General features: G+C 75.0%; 19 protein-coding genes. 8 read left to right on the forward strand and 11 right to left on the reverse strand.

The annotated features are described in order from the left end of the window. Nucleotides 1–12 precede the first annotated feature (12 nt). Together fabI and fabG are read right to left on the reverse strand one after the other, a co-directional pair. Entirely contained in the window at nt 13–789 is a 777-nt protein-coding gene (gene fabI / locus BMW27_RS04005) for an enoyl-ACP reductase FabI (RefSeq protein WP_091439395.1), read from the reverse strand. Continuing rightward, nucleotides 789–1,493, reverse strand: coding sequence for a 3-oxoacyl-[acyl-carrier-protein] reductase (fabG, locus tag BMW27_RS04010; RefSeq protein WP_091439842.1), 705 nt, complete (start codon nt 1,491–1,493; stop codon nt 789–791). The genes fabI and fabG overlap by 1 nt, the downstream gene beginning before the upstream one ends. A 135-nt stretch (nt 1,494–1,628) precedes the next feature. Between fabG and BMW27_RS04015 the strand changes: the two genes are divergently transcribed. After that, the gene (locus BMW27_RS04015) at nt 1,629–2,279 is read left to right on the forward strand and encodes a maleylpyruvate isomerase family mycothiol-dependent enzyme (protein ID WP_091439398.1); all 651 of its coding nucleotides are present in this window, start codon (nt 1,629–1,631) and stop codon (nt 2,277–2,279) included. Nucleotides 2,280–2,323: 44 nt separating this feature from the next. Here BMW27_RS04015 and BMW27_RS04020 read toward each other — a convergent pair whose 3' ends face one another. Genes BMW27_RS04020 through BMW27_RS04030 form a run of 3 tightly spaced genes read right to left on the reverse strand, consistent with a single transcriptional unit; the run spans nt 2,324 to nt 5,735 of the window. Next, nucleotides 2,324–3,826 carry a mannitol dehydrogenase family protein gene (locus BMW27_RS04020; RefSeq protein ID WP_091439401.1) on the reverse strand — a complete coding sequence of 501 codons (1,503 nt, stop codon included), beginning with the start codon at nt 3,824–3,826 and terminating at the stop codon, nt 2,324–2,326. A 52-nt stretch (nt 3,827–3,878) separates the two neighbouring features. Beyond that, the gene (locus BMW27_RS04025; RefSeq protein ID WP_091439845.1) at nt 3,879–4,961 is read right to left on the reverse strand and encodes a LacI family DNA-binding transcriptional regulator; all 1,083 of its coding nucleotides are present in this window, start codon (nt 4,959–4,961) and stop codon (nt 3,879–3,881) included. Nucleotides 4,962–5,006: 45 nt separating this feature from the next. Further along, entirely contained in the window at nt 5,007–5,735 is a 729-nt protein-coding gene (locus tag BMW27_RS04030) for an SDR family oxidoreductase (protein ID WP_091439404.1), read from the reverse strand. A 196-nt stretch (nt 5,736–5,931) separates the two neighbouring features. Between BMW27_RS04030 and BMW27_RS04035 the strand changes: the two genes are divergently transcribed. Continuing rightward, entirely contained in the window at nt 5,932–6,630 is a 699-nt protein-coding gene (locus BMW27_RS04035; protein WP_091439407.1) for a nucleoside/nucleotide kinase family protein, read from the forward strand. Between the two features lie 45 nt (nt 6,631–6,675). Here the strand turns inward: BMW27_RS04035 and BMW27_RS04040 are convergent, their stop codons facing one another. The 4 genes from BMW27_RS04040 to BMW27_RS04055 are packed head-to-tail and all read right to left on the reverse strand — an operon-like array spanning nt 6,676 to nt 10,679. Next, nucleotides 6,676–7,665: an ABC transporter substrate-binding protein gene (locus BMW27_RS04040; protein WP_091439411.1), complete on the reverse strand. Its 990-nt coding sequence runs from the start codon at nt 7,663–7,665 to the stop codon at nt 6,676–6,678. Further along, entirely contained in the window at nt 7,662–8,768 is a 1,107-nt protein-coding gene (locus tag BMW27_RS04045; RefSeq protein ID WP_091439414.1) for an ABC transporter permease, read from the reverse strand. Before BMW27_RS04045 ends, BMW27_RS04040 begins: the two co-directional genes overlap by 4 nt. Continuing rightward, the gene (locus tag BMW27_RS04050; protein ID WP_091439417.1) at nt 8,765–9,523 is read right to left on the reverse strand and encodes an ATP-binding cassette domain-containing protein; all 759 of its coding nucleotides are present in this window, start codon (nt 9,521–9,523) and stop codon (nt 8,765–8,767) included. The genes BMW27_RS04045 and BMW27_RS04050 overlap by 4 nt, the downstream gene beginning before the upstream one ends. A 28-nt stretch (nt 9,524–9,551) precedes the next feature. Further along, a complete protein-coding gene (locus BMW27_RS04055; protein WP_175486345.1) occupies nt 9,552–10,679 on the reverse strand; it encodes a LacI family DNA-binding transcriptional regulator in 1,128 nt (375 codons plus the stop codon). A gap of 238 nt (nt 10,680–10,917) precedes the next feature. On the opposite strand from BMW27_RS04055, the gene BMW27_RS04060 reads away from it, so the two are divergent. The 4 genes from BMW27_RS04060 to BMW27_RS04075 all read left to right on the forward strand — a co-directional run bounded on the left by BMW27_RS04060 (nt 10,918) and on the right by BMW27_RS04075 (nt 15,452). Next, entirely contained in the window at nt 10,918–12,180 is a 1,263-nt protein-coding gene (locus BMW27_RS04060; RefSeq protein WP_091439422.1) for an AGE family epimerase/isomerase, read from the forward strand. A gap of 61 nt (nt 12,181–12,241) precedes the next feature. After that, nucleotides 12,242–13,048: a class II fructose-bisphosphate aldolase gene (locus tag BMW27_RS04065; RefSeq protein WP_245743301.1), complete on the forward strand. Its 807-nt coding sequence runs from the start codon at nt 12,242–12,244 to the stop codon at nt 13,046–13,048. 68 nt (nt 13,049–13,116) lie between these two features. Continuing rightward, nucleotides 13,117–14,052: a 1-phosphofructokinase family hexose kinase gene (locus BMW27_RS04070; protein ID WP_175486347.1), complete on the forward strand. Its 936-nt coding sequence runs from the start codon at nt 13,117–13,119 to the stop codon at nt 14,050–14,052. Next, nucleotides 14,049–15,452, forward strand: a complete 1,404-nt coding sequence (locus BMW27_RS04075; protein ID WP_091439427.1) for an FGGY-family carbohydrate kinase — start codon at nt 14,049–14,051, stop codon at nt 15,450–15,452. Before BMW27_RS04070 ends, BMW27_RS04075 begins: the two co-directional genes overlap by 4 nt. A gap of 39 nt (nt 15,453–15,491) precedes the next feature. Here BMW27_RS04075 and BMW27_RS04080 read toward each other — a convergent pair whose 3' ends face one another. After that, entirely contained in the window at nt 15,492–16,646 is a 1,155-nt protein-coding gene (locus tag BMW27_RS04080) for a 3-deoxy-7-phosphoheptulonate synthase (RefSeq protein ID WP_245743284.1), read from the reverse strand. 284 nt (nt 16,647–16,930) lie between these two features. Beyond that, nucleotides 16,931–17,812 carry a helix-turn-helix transcriptional regulator gene (locus tag BMW27_RS04085; protein ID WP_091439429.1) on the reverse strand — a complete coding sequence of 294 codons (882 nt, stop codon included), beginning with the start codon at nt 17,810–17,812 and terminating at the stop codon, nt 16,931–16,933. A gap of 136 nt (nt 17,813–17,948) precedes the next feature. Here BMW27_RS04085 and BMW27_RS04090 point away from each other — a divergent pair, with 136 nt between their 5' ends. Together BMW27_RS04090 and BMW27_RS04095 are read left to right on the forward strand one after the other, a co-directional pair. Continuing rightward, nucleotides 17,949–18,971: a zinc-dependent alcohol dehydrogenase family protein gene (locus tag BMW27_RS04090; RefSeq protein WP_091439432.1), complete on the forward strand. Its 1,023-nt coding sequence runs from the start codon at nt 17,949–17,951 to the stop codon at nt 18,969–18,971. A gap of 17 nt (nt 18,972–18,988) precedes the next feature. After that, nucleotides 18,989–19,399 carry a (R)-mandelonitrile lyase gene (locus tag BMW27_RS04095; protein WP_091439434.1) on the forward strand — a complete coding sequence of 137 codons (411 nt, stop codon included), beginning with the start codon at nt 18,989–18,991 and terminating at the stop codon, nt 19,397–19,399. Nucleotides 19,400–19,442: the final 43 nt, after the last annotated feature.

Here is a 19,442-nt window from a genome sequence, read left to right on the forward strand (position 1 = left end):
CGGCGGATGCACTCACACGCCGACGGCGTGGAAGCCCCCGTCGACGTGCACGATCTCGCCGGTGGTGGCGGGGAACCAGTCCGACAGCAGCGCGACGACGGCCTTGCCGGCCGGCTCGGTGTCGGTGACCGACCAGCCGAGCGGCGCCCGCCCCTCCCACGCCTCCTCGAACTGCGCGCTGCCCGGGATGGACTTCATGGCCATGCTGCGCAGGGGCCCGGCGGCCACGATGTTGGACCGCACGCCCTCGGGTCCGAGCTCGCGGGCCACGTACCGGCTCACGGACTCCAGCGCCGCCTTGGCCGCGCCCATCCAGCCGTAGACCGGCCAGGCGACGGACGCGTCGAAGGTCAGCCCGACGACCGAGGACGGGTTCGCCAGCAGCGGCCGGCAGGCCTGCGCGAGGGAGGCGTAGGACCAGGACGACACCTGGAAGGCCGTCGCCGCGTGCTCCCAGGCGACCTCGGGGAAGCCCTCCCCCATCGCCTCCTGGGGCGCGAACCCGATCGAGTGGACGACGCCGTCGAGGGTGTCGAAGCCCTGCTCGCGCAGCCGGTCGGCCAGGGTCGACAGGTGCTCGGTGTTCGTCACGTCGAGCTCGACGACGGCCGCCTCCTGCGGCAGCCGCTTGGCGATCCGCTGGCACAGCGACAGGGCGCGGCCGAAGTTTGACAGGACGACGGTGGCGCCCTGCTCCTGCGCGATCCGGGCGGTCGCGTACGCGATCGAGGCCTCGGTGAGGACCCCGGTGACCAGGATCTCCTTGCCCTCGAGGATGCCGCCGCTCATCAGTGCCCCATTCCCAGTCCGCCGTCGACCGGGACGACCGCCCCGGTGATGTAGCCAGCCGCGTCGCTCGCCAGGAAGCGCACCACGCCGGCGATCTCCTCCGCCGAGGCGTACCGCCCCAGCGGCACCTGCCCGAGGATCTCCTGCTGCCGCTTCTCCGGCAGCTGCGCCGTCATGTCGGTCTCGACGAAACCGGGCGCCACCACGTTCGCGGTGATGCCGCGGCTGCCCAGCTCGCGGGCGATGGACCGCGCCAGGCCCACGAGGCCGGCCTTGGACGCCGCGTAGTTCGTCTGCCCGGCCGAGCCCAGCAGGCCCACGACCGACGAGACGAAGACCAGCCGGCCGCTCCGCGCGCGCACCATCCTGGCCGCGGCCCGCTTGGCGACCCGGTAGGCGGCGGTGAGGTTGGCGTCGAGGACGTCGGTGAAGTCCTCCTCCCTCATCCGCATGAGCAGCCCGTCGCGGGTGATGCCGGCGTTGCTGACCAGCACCTCCACCGGCCCCTGGTGCTCCTCGACCTCGGTGAAGGCCCGGTCGACCGCTGCGGCGTCGGTGACGTCGCACTCCACGCCGAACAGGCCCTCGGGGGCGCCGCTGCCACGGTGGGTCACCGCCACCGCGTCGCCCTGCTCGGCGAACGCGCGGGCGATCGCCAGCCCGATCCCGCGGTTCCCGCCGGTCACGAGCACCGATCTCGCCACGTCCCACACCCCTTGCGCCGGTCCATCCGGTCCGGCTCCCGAACCTAGTCGGTCGGCGCAGGTCACACCCGGTCACGGGTGGCACGCCCCGGCCGCGACCGACGAGTTCCGGGGACGGGCGGAGTCGGGAGGACCATGAGCACCCTCCCTGCCCTGTCCCGGGCGGCCGTCGACGCCGCGGTGGCCGCCGAGCGGCACCGCCTCGCCGACTCCGTCGCCGACCTCACCGACGAGGAGTGGGCGACGGAGTCGCTCTGCGCCGCCTGGACGGTGCGCGACGTCATCGCCCACCTCACGGTCACGACCAGGCTGACGGTGCCCCGGCTGCTGTGGGCGGCGGTGCGGGCCCGGGGCAGCTTCGACCGGATGGAGGTCGACCTGGCGGCGCAGCGGGCCGCGGCGCACAGCCCCGCGGAGCTGGTCGCGCAACTGCGGGAGAGCGCCGGCTCCACGCGGAGATTCCCCGGCAGCACCCCGAGGGACCCGCTGATGGACCTCGTCGTCCACGCCCAGGACGTCGCGCGGCCGCTGGGCCGGCGTCTCGTGTCACCCCCGGACGTGGTGGCGGACTGCCTGGCCTACGTCGCTCCGAACAGGTTCATGGGCGCGCCGCGGCGACTGGCCGGGGTGCGGCTGGTCTCGACCGACACCGGGTGGACCCACGGCGACGGGGCCGAGGTGCGCGGCCCCGACATCGACCTGCTGCTCGTCGCGGCGGGACGGCGCGCCGGCCTCGACGGGCTGGCGGGGCCCGGCGCCGAGGTGCTCGCCGCGCGCCTGGGCTGACCACCCCCCGACCGCCCGCGGCCGGTGGGGGCCCGCGTGGGGCCTCAGCGCGAGCGTCCGGACGACGGACCCAGCAGGTGCGCGACCGCGCCGCGTGCGCCCAACCGGTCCAGCGACCCGGCCGCGCGCAGGTACGCGCGCCGGAAGCGCTCGTCGTCGGCGAGGTCGCCGAAGACGTCGCCGAGCCCCAGGACGGCCAAGGGGTCCTCCTGCCGGCGCCGCAGCAGCGGAGCCATCCGGTCGAGGCGGGCGTCCACCACCTCGATGCGCCCGCCTCCCTCGTCCTCCCCCGTGGCATAGCGGGCCCAGGCCGCCACGGCCAGGACCGCGACGTCGATCGGCCCGCCGGTGCGCAGCTGGTCGCGCACGACGGGCAGGACGAACGTGGCGATGCGCTCGGAGCCCTCGGCGCAGTTCCGGGCCAGAGTGTCGCTGACGGCCGGGTTGGCGAAGCGGTCGAGGAGGACGGCCCGGTAGGCGGCGAGGTCCGTGCCGGGGACCGGGGGCAGCGTGGGGGTGGCCTCCTCGCGCATGTACCGGTCGACCAGCTCGACGAAGAGCGGGTCGGTCATCACCTCGTCGACCCGGCGGTGGCCCGCGAGGTAGCCCAGGTAGGACATCACCTGGTGGCCGGCGTTGAGCAGCCGCAGCTTCCCCAGCTCGTACGGACGCACGTCGTCGACCAGCTGGACCCCCGCCTCCTCGAGCGGCGGCCGCGCGTCGCTGAAGGAGTCCTCCAGCACCCACTGCAGGTAGGGCTCGGCCACGACCGGCCACCGGTCCGCGATCCCGGCCTCGTCGGCCAGCCGGCGGCGGTCGTCGTCGGTCGTGACGGGCGTGATGCGGTCCACCATCGAGCTGGGGAACGCGACGTGCCGGTCGATCCACCCGGCGAGGTCGTCCCCCGTCCCGGCGTCCTGCAGGCGGGCGAACTCGACGAGGGTCCGCCGCGCCAGAGCGCCGTTGTTCTCGACGTTGTCGCAGGAGACCACCGTGAACGGCGGCGTCCCGGCGTCGCGTCGACGGCGCAGCGCCGCGCTGAGCAGACCGAACGCCGTCCGCGGGTGCGGGGCCGTGAGGTCCGCGCGCAGGGCGTCGTCCGGCCGGAACCGCCCGGTGGACTTCTCGGTGCTGTAGCCACCCTCGGTGATGGTCATGGTGACCAGGTGGGTCGACGGCGACGCCATGGCGGCCAGGACCGCCGCCGGGTCGTCGTCCACCAGCAGCAGGCGCAGCAGCGAGCCGACGACGGCCGGCTCGATCGCCCCGGTCGGGTGCTTGAGCACCAGGGTGTAGAGACCGTCCTGGGCACGCAGCGCCTCGTGCAGTCCGCGGTCGGCGGGGAGGACCCCCACACCGGTGATGCCCCACTCCCCGTGCCCCCGGGCGAGCAGCCGGTCGAAGTAGACGGCCTGGTGCGAGCGGTGGAAGCCGCCCACACCCAGGTGGACGACGCCGCTGCCGGCCGCGGCGCGGTCGTAGGCCGGTCGCCGGACCGGTGCCGGCAGCGCGGTCAGGGTGGTCTCCTGCAGCGGTGTGGCGGTCACGGTCGGGGCTCTCTCTCCTGGGTGCGGTGGTGGGGCGACCGGGGGACGGAGGTCAGGCGGAGGCGTCCGGGCAGCGGCGCGACGCTGCTCCCCCCGGCGGCTCGACCCGGGAGACGCTCGTGTCCAGCTCCGGCGCCGAGAACGGGAACAACCCCGCCGCGTGGGCCTCGGCCCGGCACGACTGCCGCTCGACGAGCCGGACCGGCAGCACGGTGCGCCGGAGCGCGGAGCCCTCCGGTGCGCCGAGCCGCTCGACGACCCGCTCGGCGGCCAGCCGGCCCAGGGCGGCGGGGTCCTGGTCCACCACCGTGAGCGCCGGCGAGAGCATGTCGGCCATCGGGAAGTCCCCGAAGGCGACGACGGCCCAGCTGGTCCCGGCCAGCTCCGGCACCAGCGCCATCGTCGTGCGCGCGTCGGCGCTGAGCACGGCCGTCGGCGGCGGGGACGAGCGGGCGAGGCGCTGCACCAGCCGCCCCGGGGCCGCGTCGTCGGAGTCGCGGAAGGCGACGAGCTCGTCCCGTGCGACGAGGCCGGCCTCCGCGAGCGCCGCACGGTGGCCCGCGAGGCGGTCGGCGGTCGTGGGCACCTGCGGGCTGTCCCCGACGAAGGCGATGTGGCGGTGGCCGTGCCCGATCAGGTGTGCCGTGGCCATCCGGGCACCCCCGTGGTCGTCCCCGGTGATCGTGTCGGCCTCCAGCCCCCGCGGCGGGCGGTCGACGAAGACGACGGGCATCCGCGCGGTCCACCGGGCCAGGTGGCCCTGGTCCGGCGAGGTCGGCGCGACGACCAGCCCGCTGAGCGGCCGGCGCAGGAGCGACTCCAGCGCCCCCCGCTCCCGCTCGGGGTCGTAGCCGAGGCTGCTCACCACGACCGACGTGTCGTGCGCCGCCGCGACGTCCTCGACCGCCTTGGCCACCAGGGCGAAGAAGGGGTCGGCGATGTCCGGCACCGCCACACCGAGGACCGGCGCACCGCCCGCACGGAACGTGCGGGCCAGCGCGTTCGGCACGTACCGCAGCTCGCGCAGCGCCTCGGTGACCCTGGTCCGCGTCTCCGGCAGCACGTGGGGGTCGTTGTTGACCACCCGGGAGACGGTCTTGGCGCTCACCCCGGCCCGGGCGGCGACCTGCCGCATCGTCGCCACCGGTGCCTCAGCCCGCGCGGCGACGACCGGTCACGCTCAGCGGCACGTGTAGCCGCCGTCGATCGGCAGGGAGACCCCGGTGATCATCGATGCGTCGTCGCTGAGCAGGAACACGATCGGTGCGGCGATCTCGTCCTCCGTGGCCCACCGGCCGAGGGGCATCTGCTCGAGGAAGGGTCCCTCGATCTCCGGCCGCCCCCAGTAGAACGCCGACATCTCGGTCATCACCACGGTCGGGTTCACGCTGTTGACGCGGATCCCGTACCTGCCGAGCTCCAGGGCCGAGACGCGCGTGATGTTGTCCAGCGCCGCCTTGGAGGAGCCGTAGGAGATGTGCCCGGGGAGAGCGACGAGGCTCGCCTGGCTCGACACGTTGACGATGGCTCCGCCGCGACCCAGCCGGACCATGGAGGCGGACGCGTACTTGGTGACCAGCAGCGCGCCGCGGGCGTTGATGCTGATGACCTTGTCGAAGACGGCGATGTCGGTGTCCACCGGCGTGGCGATCTCCCCGCCGAAGCCGCCGCAGTTCACCACACCCCAGAGGTCCAGGCCCTCCAGCGCCGACCGGACGCTCTCCTCCGAGGTCAGGTCGAAGGGCAGCGGGCGAGCTCCGGTCTCGGCCGACAGCTGCTCCAGCGCCTCGACGGACCGGCCACTGGCGATCACGTCGGCCCCTGCGGCGGTCAGGCGGCGGACCGTCGCACCGCCGATGCCCCCGCTGGCTCCGGTGACCAGGACGGTGCGGCCCTCGAGGTCGGTCATGTCAGCGTCTCTCCCTGGGGCTCGGTGCGCGCCGCCTCCGGGCGGAGTGGCGCCACGGCTGATGCAACCACAGGGACGGCGCGCATGTCATCGGTGTCATGGCGTCTCTTGACACCGATGTCACGCTGGCTGCGTCGCGCCTCCCCCGGGGCCCGTGGCGACGCCGCGGACGTGCGACCGGGAGGGGAGGTCGCCAGTGCACGAGGCAGCCGGCCCCCCGCCAGCGGGCGGGCCACCCGTCGTCCGCGAGACGGTGCAGCAGCTGGTCGACCGGGCCGCGGCCCTGGCGTCCGGCGGGAGACGACTGCTCGGCGTCACCGGCGGGCCGGGGGCGGGCAAGTCGACCGTCTGCGCGGCGCTGGTCGCCGCACTCGGCGCGCGGGTCGCGCTCGTGGGGATGGACGGCTTCCACTACGCCAACCGGGAGCTGCTGCGGCTGGGCCGCCGGGACCGCAAGGGCGCACCGGACACGTTCGACGTCGACGGCTACGTCGCCCTGCTGCAGCGGCTGCGGACGCCGCCGGACCACACCGTCTACGGCCCCGTCTTCGACCGCGACCTGGAGGAGTCGGTCGGCAGCGCCGTCCCCGTCCCCCCGGACACCCCCCTCGTCCTCACGGAGGGCAACTACCTCCTCCTGCAGGAGCACGGGTGGGACGCGGTCCGGCCGTGCCTGGACGAGGTCTGGCACCTCGACGTGCCACCCGAGGTGCGTGCCCGCCGGCTCCTGCGCCGCCGGCTGTCCCACGGCCACGAACGGCGAGCCTCCGAGGACTGGGTGCGCACCGTCGACCGGCCCAACGGGGAGGTCGTCGACGCCTCCCGGGAGCGCGCCGACCTGATCGTGCACCTCGACGTCCCCGAGCACTCGACCGAGGACGACCCGACCGGCTGAGGCCCGACCCCGGGACCGGCCCCCCGGGCGCCGCTGGTCGGTGAGTCAGCAGTCGGACCGGTACACCGCGTCCTGGTTCTGGTCGAGGTTGTCCTGCGTGAGGATCGTGAACCCGGTCTGGATCTCGGCCTGCGGCTCCTCGCCGTTGAGGGACGCGACGACCTGCTCGAGCCCCTGCCGCCCGATGTCCGCCGGCTGCTGCGCGACGAGGGCCTGGACGGTCCCGTTCTGCAGCGCCTCGACCTGGGCCGGCCCGGCGTCGAACCCGACGACGGTCACCCCGGTCGCCCCGGCCTGCCGCAGCCCGGTCGCGGCGCCCTCGGCGGCGAACAGGTTGGTGCCGAAGATGCCGATCAGGTCCGGGTGGGCCTGGAGGGTCGAGGTGACGATCCGGGCCCCCTCGGCGGGGTCGTTCTGGGCGTACTGCGTGGGCAGGGCCGTGAACGCGGGGTCCTGCGCCAGCGCGTCGTTGAAGCCCTTGATGCGCGCCTCGTTCGTGCTGATGCCCGGCTCGTGGCCGACCACGAGGACGGTGCCGCCGTCGGGGTTGGCCTGCTTGATGGCCTCGAAGGCCGCTGCGCCGCCGCCCTCGTTGTCCGAGGCGACCTGGGTGACCGCCATCGACGGGTCCTCGAGGGTCGTGTCCACGAGGCCGACCGTGATGCCGGCGTCCGCGGCGGCCCGGATGGGCCGGTTCATGGCGCTCACGTCGGTGGGCGCGATGAGCAGACCGTCGGGCTGGCTGGCGACGACGCTGTCGACGATCGGGGTCTGCAGCGCGGGGTCGAACTGCTGCGGGCCCTGGGTCGTGACCGTGACGCCCAGCTCCTCGGCGGCTGCCTCGATCCCGCACTGCATCGTGATGTAGAACTCGTCGCCCGCGACGCCCTGGACGAAGGCGACCTCGTAGTCCCCGCCGCCACCGCCGCCGCCCCCGCCGGAGGCCGAGCCGCCGCCGTCGTCCCCGCCACAGGCGGCGAGACCGAGCACGAGCGCCGAGACCGCGGAGATCCGGACTGTGGTCCTTCTGTTCACTGTGCTTCCTTTCGACGTGCCCGGGCTGGGCGGGAGAACCGAGAGGCCACCGACCGGCGGGCCCTGGCCCCGCGAGCCGCTGCGGCTCGCCGGACCTGGTCCACGTAGACGGCGACGATGAGGAACGCCCCGACGACCACCTGCTGCCAGAAGGGCTGGACGCCCATGATCACGAAGCCGTTCTGCAGGACTGCCGGGATGAACAGGCCGACGACGGTGCCGGCGATCGTCCCGATGCCACCGAAGAGGCTGGTGCCGCCGATGACGACGCCCGCGATGACGTTCAGGGCGGTGTTGGACTGGCCGGCGATCGTGGTGGAGGCGAAGAAGGCGAGGTTGAGGATCCCCGCCAGTCCGGCACAGAAGCCGGCCAGCGTGTAGATGAGGATCAGGTGCCGGTCGACCCGGACGCCCACGCGCCGGGCGGCCTCGTCGTTGGAGCCGACGGCGTACGTGTAGCGGCCGAACCGGGTCCGGTGCAGCAGCACGGCGCCGAGCACCACGACCACCAGGGAGATCAGCGACAGGTACGGGATCTGGCCGAACAGGCGGCCGAAGCCGATGGTGTCGGTGAGCACCGTCGGGGCGCCGCGGACGTCGATCCCGCCGGTGATGATCTGCGCGCCGCCGAGGGCCATGCCCAGGGAGCCGAGGGTGACGATCAGCGGCGGGACCTTCGCCTTGGCGACGAGCACGCCGTTGAGCAGCCCCCAGAGGACGCCGGACACGCAGGCCACCAGGGCGCCGATGAGCGAGACACCGACCCCCTGGCCACCGAGCGCCTCCATCGTCTTGGCCGCGACCACACCGCTGAAGACCAGGACGCTGCCCACGGACAGGTCGATGCCGCCGGTGATGATCACGAACGTCATCCCGACGCCGATGATCGCCAGGATCGAGACGTTGACGACGATGTTGCGGAAGTTGTTCACCGACGGGAACGCGTCCGGCTCCGCCGCGCTGAACAGGACGACCAGCACGAGCAGCACGGCCAGGATCTGGAACGCCTGCGCGCCCAGCAGCCGCTGCAGCGGGGTCTTCGGGGCCTCCTCGTCCGCGGGGGCGGGCCCGGCGGCCTGCTGCTGACCCGTGGCCGCGCTCATGCCGCGTCCTGGTTGATCGCCCCGGTCATGGCACCGACCAGCTCCTCCATCGAGGTCTGCTTCGCGTCGTAGGTCGCGATCCGCCGGCCCAGCCGCAGCACCTGGATGCGGTCGGCCACCTCGATCACGTGCGGCATCGAGTGGCTGATGAAGACGACGGCGATGCCGCGGTCCCGCACCCGCCGGATCAGGTCGAGCACGTTGCGGGTCTGCACCACGCCCAGCGCCGCCGTCGGCTCGTCCAGGAAGATCACCCGGCTGGCCCAGGCGGCCGCGCGCGCCACCGCGATCTGCTGGCGCTGGCCACCGGACATCGACCCGACGGGCGCGCTGAAGTCGCGCACCGTCGCCCCGAGGTCGGCGAACGCCCGTCGGGTGTGGTCCTTCATCTCGGTGTGGTCCATGAAGCCCAGCCGGCCCAGCAGGCCGGACCGCATGACCTCCCGGCCCAGGTACATGTTCTGCACCGGGTCCAGGTGCGGAGCCAGGGCGAGGTCCTGGTAGACGGTCTCGATGCCCAGCGACCGGGCGGCCGCCGGGGAGTCGAGCGTGACCGGGCGGCCGTCGCTGAGGATCTCCCCCGAGTCCACCGCCAGGGAACCCGACAGCGCCTTGACCAGCGTGCTCTTGCCCGCGCCGTTGTCCCCGATCAGCGCGACGACCTCGCCGAGGTCGACGTCGAAGTCGGCGCCGTCGAGGGCGCGCACGTGCCCGAACTCCCGGCGCAGGCCCCGGGCCTCGAGGGCCGCGGTCACGGGGCGTCCTCCCGGTTCTGCGGGGACGTCATGAGCGACCCCCTCCTTCCTGTGCCATCTCCCACTCCCTGGTCCCGTCCTGCTGCACCGGGGCGTCGGTTGTGCGCCCCGGGTCGTCCTCGCCCCCGTCCGCGCCGCGGGGACCCGTCGTCCCCGCCGGAGGCGGCAGCTCGCCGGACCCGCGCTGGACCAGGCGGACCGGCACCACCACGGTCTCGGCCGGGACGTCGGGCTCGGCGAGCCGCCGGAACAGCCGCTCGGCGGCGGCCCGGCCGACGGCCTCGGGCTCGTGGTCGATCACCGTGACCGCCGGCAGGAGCGAGTCGGCCATCGGGAAGTCGTCGAAGCCGACGACCGCCACGTCGGTCCGGCCGCTGCTGTGCAGGAACGGCACGAGCCCCAGCGAGCACCGCATGTTCGAGGCGAAGACGGCGGTGGGCGGCTGCGGACCGGCGAACAGCTGCTCCGCGGCCTCGCGGGCGGTCTGCGCCGTGCCGGCGCCGAGGGCGACCAGGGCCGGGTCCTCCGCGACCCCGTGGGCGGCCAGCGCGCGGCGGTAGCCCTCGAGCCGCAACCGCGTCGTCGGGTTCCGGGTCTGGCTGCCGAGGAAGCCGACCCGGCGGTGGCCGTGGGCGAGCAGGTGCCGGGTGGCCGTCTCCGCGGCGGCGAGGTCGTCGACGACGACGGCGTCGCCGTCCATCCCGTCCGGACGCCGGTCGACGAACACGACCGGCGTGCGCTGCCGCGGGTCCTCGAGGTGCGCGTGGGTCTCGGCGACGGGGACGACGATGAGGCCCGCGACCTGGCGCACGAGCAGGCTGCGGACGACCACGGCCTCGCGATCGGGCAGGTCGCCGACGCTGGAGATCATAACCGCCAGGCCGCGTTCGAGCGCCGCCTGCTCGACCGCGCTGGTGAGCCGCGCGAAGAACGGGTCGGCCAGGCTCTCCACCACCAGCCCGATGGCGTCGGCCCGGCCCACGCGCAGGGACCGCGCGACGAGGTTCGGCTCGAAGCCGAGGTCGTCGATGGCCCGCTGCACCCGCTCCCGGGTGCTGGGGGTGACGTGGGCGTCGCCGTTGACCACCCGGGAGACCGTCTTCGCGCTGACGTCGGCCACCCGGGCGACGTCGCGGAGCGTCACCGCCCGGGACACGGGGCGCCTCCCGGGACACGGCTGCCGGGCGGCCCGTGCGGGCGGCGGCGACCGGGACGGACGGCCACGGCAGCTCCTCCCAGGGCTCGACCCGACATGGCGCGCGTCACTAAACTCGCCCGTGTCAACGATGTCAAGGTTGATCCCGCCGGCCCTCGGGAACGTTTCCGGGCCGCTAGGGTCCCTGCCCTGACCACCCCGGCCGGCACCGACGGGCCGCTGACGGAGAAGGAGCCCCATGACGACGACCGGGTCCCCCGAGGTGTCCGGCACCTGGGTCCGACTGGCGTCCCACCGCGCCTGGTTGGACGCCGAGGGCGAGCGGCTCCTCGACTTCGCCGAGGGTGCGGGAGCGGCCGCCACCGGGTTCGCCTGGCTGGACGACGACGGCCGGCCCCAGCCGGACCAGGGCCCGCAGCTGTGGATCACCGCCCGGATGACCCACGTCTTCGCCCTGGCCTCCCTGCGCGGCCGCCCGGGAGCCGGACGGCTGGTCGACCACGGCCTGGCCGCCCTGACCGGCGCCTTCCGGGACGCCGAGCACGGGGGCTGGTACTCCGCGCTGACCCCCGCCGGGGAGCCCGAGGGCACCGGCAAGGCCGCCTACGACCACGCCTTCGTCGTCCTCGCGGCCGCCAGCGCCACCGCGGCGGGACGGGCGGGTGCCGCGGAGCTGCTGCAGGAGGCCCTCGCCGTCGTCGAGCAGCACTTCTGGCGGCCGGACGAGGGCCGGTGCGCGGAGAGCTGGGACCAGGACTGGTCGATCCCCGAGCCCTACCGGGGCGCCAACAGCAACATGCACATGACCGAGGCCTTCCTCACCGTGGCCGCCGTGACCGGCGACACCCGCTGGCTGGACCGGGCGCTGAGCACCGCCGAGCAGCTGATCCACCGGGCGACGCGGGAGAACGGCTGGCGCCTGCCCGAGCACTTCGACGCGCAGTGGCGCCCGCTGCCGGACTACAACGCCGAGCGCAAGAACGACAAGTTCCGCCCGTACGGCTCGACCCCGGGGCACTGGCTGGAGTGGTCGCGGCTGCTGCTGCACCTGGAGGCGGCTCTGCAGGACGCCGGGCGGCAGGCCCCGGACTGGCTGCCGGAGGCCGCCCGCAGCCTGTTCGCCGCGGCGGTCGAGGTCGGCTGGGCCCCGGACGGGCAGCCCGGCTTCGTCTACACCCTCGACTGGGAGGACCGCCCGGTGGTCGCCTCCCGGCTGCACTGGGTGCTCACCGAGGCGATCGGTGCCGCCGCGGTGCTGCGCGCGCGCACCGGCGAGGCGCAGTACGAGCGCTGGTACCGGACCTTCTGGGACGAGGCCGTCGCGCGCTACACCGACCGGGACCGCGGCAGCTGGGTGCACGAGCTGTCGGTCGGGGACACCCCGCCGGTCTGGTCGGGCAAGCCGGACGTCTACCACGCCTACCAGGCGGTGCTGCTGCCCCAGCTGCCCCTGGCGCCGGTGCTGGCCGGGGAGCTCAGGGCAGCGCTCGAGCGCGACTGACCGACCCCCCACACGACGACCCGAGGAGCACCTCATCCCACGCGCAGCACTGACCGACGTCCTGTCCGCGGCGCAGTCCGGGCGCCGCGGCGTCGGCGCCTTCAACGTCATCCAGGTCGAGCACGCCGAGGCCATCGTGGCCGGGGCCGGGGCCGCCGGGCGGCCGACCGTGCTCCAGCTCAGCGAGAACGCCGTCCGCTACCACGGGGCCCTGGCCGCCGTCGGGCGGGCGATGCTCGCGGTGGCCGACGCGGCCGACGTCCCGGTGGTGGTGCACCTCGACCACGCCACCGGCGTCGAGCTGGTGGAGGAGGCGCTCGACCTCGGCTTCACGTCGGTCATGTACGACGGCTCCACGCTGCCCGTCGAGGAGAACCTCGCGACCACGCGCCGCGTCGTCGAGCGGGCGCACGGTCTCGGCGCGTCGGTCGAGGCGGAGATCGGCGAGATCGGCGGCAAGGACGGCGTCCACGCGCCCGGCGTGCGGACCCGGCCGGAGGACGCCGCCCGGTTCGTGCAGGAGACGGGCATCGACGCCGTCGCGGTGGCGGTCGGGAGCTCCCACGCGATGACCGAGCGCACCGCCCGCCTCGACCTGGACCTGATCACCGCGATCCGCGACGCCGTGCCGGTGCCGCTGGTCCTGCACGGCTCCTCCGGCGTCCCCGACGACCACCTCCGGGAGGCCGTCACCGCGGGGATGACGAAGATCAACATCTCGACGCACCTCAACGCCACCTTCACCCGCGCCGTCCGCGACGCGCTGGCCGCCGACCCTGCGCTGGTCGACCCGCGCACGTACCTGGGGGCCGCGCGGACGGCGACCGCGCGCGAGGTGGAGCGCCTCGTGCGCCTGCTCGCGGACTGACCCCGTACCCGCCCCGGCCGACCCCAGGAGGACACCCCGTGCACGGACCCGGCCCGACGGTCCACGTCGTGAGCCCCAACCCCGCGCAGGACCGCCTGCAGGTGGTCCCCCGGCTGGTGGTCGGCGAGGTCCACCGCGCCACCGAGGTCGTCAGCCGGCCCGGGGGCAAGGGGATGATCGTGGCCCGCGGCGTGGTGCGGCTGGGTGGCCGCGCCGCGCTGCACGGCTTCCTCGGCGGCCCGGTGGGCGCCCACATCTCCGAGGGCTGCCGGGAGCTCGGGATCGAGGACCGGCACGTCCGCGTCGACGGCGAGACCCGGGTGAACACCGTCCTGGTGGATGCCTCCTCGGGGTCCTCCACCGTCGTCAACGAACCGGGCCCGCAGGTGGCCACCGCCGCGGTCGAGGCCCTGGTCGAGGGGCTGCTGGGCGCGGTGGCCCGGGGCGACACCGTGGTGTGCACCGGCAGCCTGCCCCGCGGGGTGGCGCCGGACCTCTACGCGCGGTGCGTCCGCGAGCTCCGCGGCCGCGGGGTCCGCACGGTGGTGGACACGTCGGGGGCGGCGCTGGCACTCGCCGTGCGCGCGGCGCCGGACGTCCTCAAGGTCAACGAGCAGGAGCTGCGCGCCGACGCGGGTCTCGCCGAGGAGGACGACGGCGCCGACCTCGACACGCTGATGCGACACGTCCTGGACGCCGGCGTCGGGGCGGTCGTCGTCACCCGCGGTGCGGACGGGCTCTGCTACCGGTCGCCGACCGGAGCGTGGGACGTCACGGCGCCCGCCGTCCCCGTGGTGAACGCCACGGGCTCCGGCGACCTCATGCTGGCCGGCTTCGTGACGGCCCTGGCGCACGGGGAGGACGTCGAGACGGCGCTGCGCACGGGCGCCGCGGCCGGTGCGGCCAACGCGGCCCGGCTCGAGCCGGACCTCAGCGGGCCCGACGAGGTGCGCGAGCTGCGGGCGCGCGCCGTCGCCACCGCCGTCCCGGCGGTGCGCCGGTGAGCGCCACCTTCCTCGGGATCGACGTCGGCTCGACGCGCACCAAGGCCGTCGTCCTGGCGAGCGGAGGCTCGGACGCGCTCGCCGCGGCCGCCGCGGCGACGCCGCAGGGCGAGGCCGACGGCGTTCCGGTGCACGTCCCCGGGGCGGTCCGGGACGCGGTCGTCGACACCGCCCGGCGGGCGCTGGCCGAGACCGGCCCCGAGGCGCGCGCGCGACTCGGCGGCATCGCCGTGACGTCGGTCGGCGAGGAGGCGGTGCTGCTCGACGCCGGGGCCCGCCCGGTCGGGGACGTACCGACGTGGTTCGCCGGGGTCGGGCACGCCCCCGCGCGGGAGCACGCCGAGGAGCTCGACCGCCGGGCACCGATCACCGGGCTCCGGCACCCCGAGTACACCGTCCACACGCTCGGGTGGTGGGCGCGCACCCGTCCCGCGCAGGCGCAGGCCGCGGCGACCCTCACCGACCTCGGCAGCTGGCTGCTCTCCACCCTGGGCCCCGGCGAGCTGGTGATGGACCACTCGCACGCCTCCCGCACCGGGCTCTTCGACGCGCCCACCCGGTCCTGGCGGGCCGAGGCCCTCGACGTCGTGGGGACCGGGCACCTGGCCCTCCCCCGGCTCGTGCCGTCGGGCACCGTCGTCGGCGAGCTCGGCGCCGACGCCGCCGCGGCGCTCGGCGTCGCGCCCGGCGTGCCCCTGGTCACCGGCGGGCACGACCACTTCTGCGGCGCGCTGGCCGCCGGCGCCCGATCACCCGGCGACCTGTACATCTCGGCGGGGACCTCCGAGGCCCACCTCCTGGTCACCGACTCGCTGGACCCGGCGGCCACCGCCGACAGCGAGGTCGGGTGCTTCGTCACCGACGGCCTGTACTACCTGCACGCGGCGCTGCCCTCCGGGGCGCTGTACCTGACCTGGACCCGGCTGCTGGGGCTGGACCCCGCCGCGCCGCTCGACGCCCTGCTCGACGCCGAGCCGGTCGGCAGCCGCGGGGTCCGCGGGCGGCTCGCCGCCGACCGCCGGCTGTCCCTGGAGGACGTGCCGGTCGACGTCTCCCCCGCCACGCTGCTGCGCGCCCTCATGGAGACGACCGCGGTGGCCTCCCGCGACCTGACCCGCGACCTCAGCCGCACCGCCGCGCGGCCGGTCGCCCTGCGCCTGCTGGCCGGGACCCCGGTCGCCTCCCCCGCCTGGCGCGAGCTGCGCAGCGTCCTCGGTGAGGGCGCGGCCGCGTTCGTCGACGCCCGCGAGGCCACTGCCCTCGGCGCCGCCCACCTGGCCGCCCGGGCGGTCACCGGGGAGCTGCCGCCACCGCTCCCCCGCAGGGCGCCGGACCCGGAGGTGCCGGCGGCGCGGCGCGAGGAGTACGCCCGCGCCTTCGGGGGGACCGCCCTGCCGTGAGCGGTCCCGCTCGGCGCCTCCGTGCACGGGAGGACCCGCTCAGGCGACGGCGCGCCGCCGTGACCGGACGGCCTCGGCCAGCTCGGCCAGCACCACCTCGGTCGTCGGGAGGTCGACGCAGGCGTCGGTGACGCTCGTGCCGTACGCCAGCCTCTCGGGGTGGCGACGGTCCAGGTCCTGCCGCCCGGCGACGAGGTTGCTCTCCACCATCACGCCGCGGATCGCCCGCTCGCCGGCAGCGATCTGCCCGGCCAGGTCCCGCACGACGACGACCTGGCGCCGGTGGTCCTTCTGGCTGTTGCCGTGGGAGGCGTCGACGACGACCACCTCCGGCAGCCCGCGCCGCGCCAGCTTCCCCTTGGTGTCGGCGATGTGCGCAGCGGAGTGGTTGGGGCCGTCCTTGTCGCCGCGCAGGATGACGTGCGCGGTGTCGTTGCCGGTCGTCGAGAGCTGTGCGCTCACCCCGTGGTGGTCGACGCCGAGGAACTCGTGCGGGGCCCGCGCGGTCAGCACGGCCGAGACGGCGGCGTCGATGCTCCCCTCCGGCGAGTTCTTGAAGCCGACGACGGACGAGAAGCCCGAGACCCGCTCCCGGGCGGTCTGGTCGGTGACGTTGCGGGCGCCGACGCCGTTGTAGGTGACCAGCCCGTTGACGTACTGCGGCGTGAGCGCGTTCAGCGGCTCGGCCGCCACCGGCACGCCGAGGGCCGTGATGCGGCACATGAGCACCCGGGTCGCGACCAGCCCGACGCTGATCCGGCTGGACCCGTCGAGGAACGGGTCGTAGGCGAACCCCTTCCAGTCGACCTCGGTCCGCGGCTTCTCGGTGTAGGTCCGCATCAGGATCTCGAGGTCCTCGCCGTGCCGCTCCCGCATGCGGACGAGGAAGGCGGCGTACTCGAGCGCGGCCTCCGGGTCGTGGATCGAGCAGGGGCCGGCGATGACGGCCAGCCGGTCGTCGGCGCCGGTGACGATGCCGGTCACGGCACGCCGACCGGCCCGGGTCGTGGCGGCGGACTGCGCCGACAGCGGGACGACGGTCGCGACCGCCGCCGGGGTGACCACGACGCTCAGGCCGGTGATCCTGGTGTTCACCAGGCCGGCGAGGTCGACGGCGTCCGCCGGTGAGACGCCCAGTCGCTGCTGGACCTCGGGCAGCAGCTCCGTCAGCGCGGCGTCGATCTGCCCGTTCACCCGCGTCTGGACGTCCAGCAGGAGGTCGGCGATCCGCGTCGCCGCGTCCAGGATCCGGTCAGCCGGGATGGGAGGCCTCCTCGTCGTTCCCGCCCGTCGCGACCCGACGGGGCGGCCCGCCGCTCGGGCGGCTCGGCACGCACCGGTGAGCCAACCACAGCGGATGGGACGGGGCCGTCGCCGAGCGATCCGGGACCCGGCCCGGCCCCGCGGCGTCGCGGGCCGTGCGGACCACGCGCTCCGGCGGCCCCGGGGGTCTCGGCGTCGACCTGCCCGGCCCCGGCTCAGGCCCGGTCGATCGCGGGGGCGGCCACGTCGGCGGCGGTGGCCGCCCAGCTGGCCAGCAGCGTGAACCCGTCCTCGGACGGGGTCCCGGGCTCGGCGGTGTAGACGGTCATGGCGAGCTTCCCGCTGTCCTGGGTCGGCAGGTCGAACGTGTGGTAGACCAGCTCGAGGGTGCCGACGACGGGATGACGGAACTGCTTGGCCCCGGCGTGGTGGATGCGCACGTCGTGCGCGGCCCAGCGGGCGCGGAACTCCTCGCTGACCGTCGACAGCTCCCCGACGAGCTCGCGCAGGTCCTTGTCGTGGGGGTCGCGGCCGGCCTCGGCACGCAGCAGCGCGACGGTGACGCTGGCCGCGCCGTCCCAGTCGGTGTGGTACTCCCGGGCCCGCGGGTCGAGGAACTGGAAGCGGGCGATGTTGGCCGGCCGGCCGGGCATGTCGAAGACCGGTGAGTACAGGGCACGGGCCAGCGTGTTGGCGGCCATGACGTCCAACCGGCCGTTGACCACTAACGCCGCCGAGGCGCTCATCGAGTCGAGCATCCACTGCACGCGCGGGGACACCTGGGCGCGGCTGCGCCGCTGCGGCGTACGGCTCGGCTTGGCGGCGCGGGCGAGGTCGAACAGGTAGCGCCGCTCGGCCTCGTCGAGCTGCAGCGCCCGGGCCACGGCCTCCAGGACGTCCTCGGAGACGCCGCCGATGTGGCCCTTCTCCAGCCGGGTGTACCAGTCGGTGCTCACCCCGGCCAGGACGGCGACCTCCTCGCGGCGCAGCCCGGGCACCCGACGCCGGCCACCGCCCGGCAGCAGCCCCGCCTGCTCCGGGGTGATGCGAGCGCGCCGGCTGGCGAGGAAGTCGCGGATGTCGGAGCGGTTGTCCACCGGATCGACGGTACGGCGGCACGCCGGTCCAGGGAGGTCGTGCTTCTCCCCCCTACAAGCCCGACCACCCGCGCCCGGGACGGACGGGGTTCCCTGGGGTGGTCAGCCCAGCCACCGAGCAGTGAGGAGCACCGCCGTGCGAGGAGTCGTTCTCCACGTCCCCGGTGACGTCCGGGTCGAGGAGCGCCCGGACCCGAGGATCGAGCAGCCCACCGACGCGGTCATCCGGGTGACCGCTGCCTGCGTGTGCGGCTCGGACCTGTGGCCCTACCGCGGCATCGAGGAGGTCGACGGGCCCGCGCCGATGGGGCACGAGTACGTCGGCGTCGTCGAGGAGGTCGGCAGCGACGTCCGCACGCTGGAGCGGGGCCAGTTCGTCGTCGGCTCGTTCTTCGCCTCGGACAACACCTGCGAGATCTGCCGGGCGGGGTACCAGTCGCGCTGCGTGAACGCCGTGCCGGTGGGTGCCCTCGGCACCCAGGCGGAGTACGCGCGCATCCCGCTGGCCGACGGCACCCTCGTCGCCACCCCCGAGCTGCCCTCCGACGACCTGGTCCCCAGCCTGCTCGCCGCCTCCGACGTGCTGGGCACCGGCTGGTTCGCCGCCGTCGCGGCCGAGGCCGGCCCGGGCAGGACGGTCGCGGTCGTCGGCGACGGTGCGGTCGGCTTGCTCGGTGTGCTGGCCGCGAGACAGCTCGGCTCCGAGCGCATCGTCGTCTTCAGCCGGCACGAGTCCCGCCAGAAGCTGGCCCGGGAGTTCGGGGCCACCGACGTCATCGCCGAGCGCGGCGACGAGGGCGTGGCCCGGCTCGAGGACCTGACCGACGGGCTGGGCGCGCACTCGGTCATCGAGGCCGTCGGCACCCAGGAGTCGATGATGCAGGCCATCCGCGCCACCCGGCCCGGCGGGCACGTCGGCTACGTCGGCGTCACCCACGACGTGCAGATCCCCGGCGAGGAGCTCTTCTTCTCCGGCGTGCACCTGCACGGCGGACCGGCTCCGGTGCGCCGGTTCCTGCCCGAGCTGATCGACCTCATCTGCAAGCGCGAGATCGACCCGGGCAGGGTCTTCGACCTCGACCTGCCGCTGGAGCAGGCCGCCGAGGGCTACCGGGCGATGGACGAGCGCCGCGCCATCAAGACCCTGCTGCGTCCCTGACCGCCCCGGAGGACAGCGTGCAGATCACCCGCAGCTCCATCGACACCGTCAAGGGCCCGGCAGACTGGTTCACCGGCGACGTGTACATCGACGCCGTCGCCGCCGCGCCCGCGCCGTCCCGGGTCAGCGCCAACCTGGTGCACTTCATGCCCGGCGCGCGCACCCACTGGCACCGCCACCCGCTGGGCCAGACCGTCTTCGTCACCGAGGGCGTCGGCCTGTGCCAGCGCCGGGGCGGCCCGGTCGAGGTCATCCGCCCCGGCGACCGCGTCCTGTTCGAGGCCGATGAAGAGCACTGGCACGGCGCCGCCCCGAACCGGCTCATGGTCCACGTGGCCATCAACGAGGGGGACGACGACCACGCCGTCGTGCACTGGCTGGCCCCCGTCACCGACGAGGAGTACGGCGCCGCCCCGGCCGCCGACTGATCCCCGCCCCACCCGAGCACCCCCGAGAACGAGGAGCACCCCC

The organism is Geodermatophilus poikilotrophus (assembly GCF_900111455.1).
GTDB classification, from domain to species: Bacteria; Actinomycetota; Actinomycetes; order Mycobacteriales; family Geodermatophilaceae; genus Geodermatophilus; species Geodermatophilus poikilotrophus.

Excerpts from the sequence above, each read along its gene's own strand:
- fabI (WP_091439395.1), bottom strand. The coding sequence starts at position 789 with ATGAGCGGCGGCATCCTCGAGGGCAAGGAGATCCTGGTCACCGGGGTC.
- BMW27_RS04025 (WP_091439845.1), bottom strand. The coding sequence starts at position 4,961 with ATGCGGCAGGTCGCCGCCCGGGCCGGGGTGAGCGCCAAGACCGTCTCC.
- BMW27_RS04060 (WP_091439422.1), top strand. The coding sequence starts at position 10,918 with ATGACGACGACCGGGTCCCCCGAGGTGTCCGGCACCTGGGTCCGACTG.
- BMW27_RS04030 (WP_091439404.1), bottom strand. The coding sequence starts at position 5,735 with ATGACCGACCTCGAGGGCCGCACCGTCCTGGTCACCGGAGCCAGCGGG.
- BMW27_RS04045 (WP_091439414.1), bottom strand. The coding sequence starts at position 8,768 with ATGAGCGCGGCCACGGGTCAGCAGCAGGCCGCCGGGCCCGCCCCCGCG.
- BMW27_RS04015 (WP_091439398.1), top strand. The coding sequence starts at position 1,629 with ATGAGCACCCTCCCTGCCCTGTCCCGGGCGGCCGTCGACGCCGCGGTG.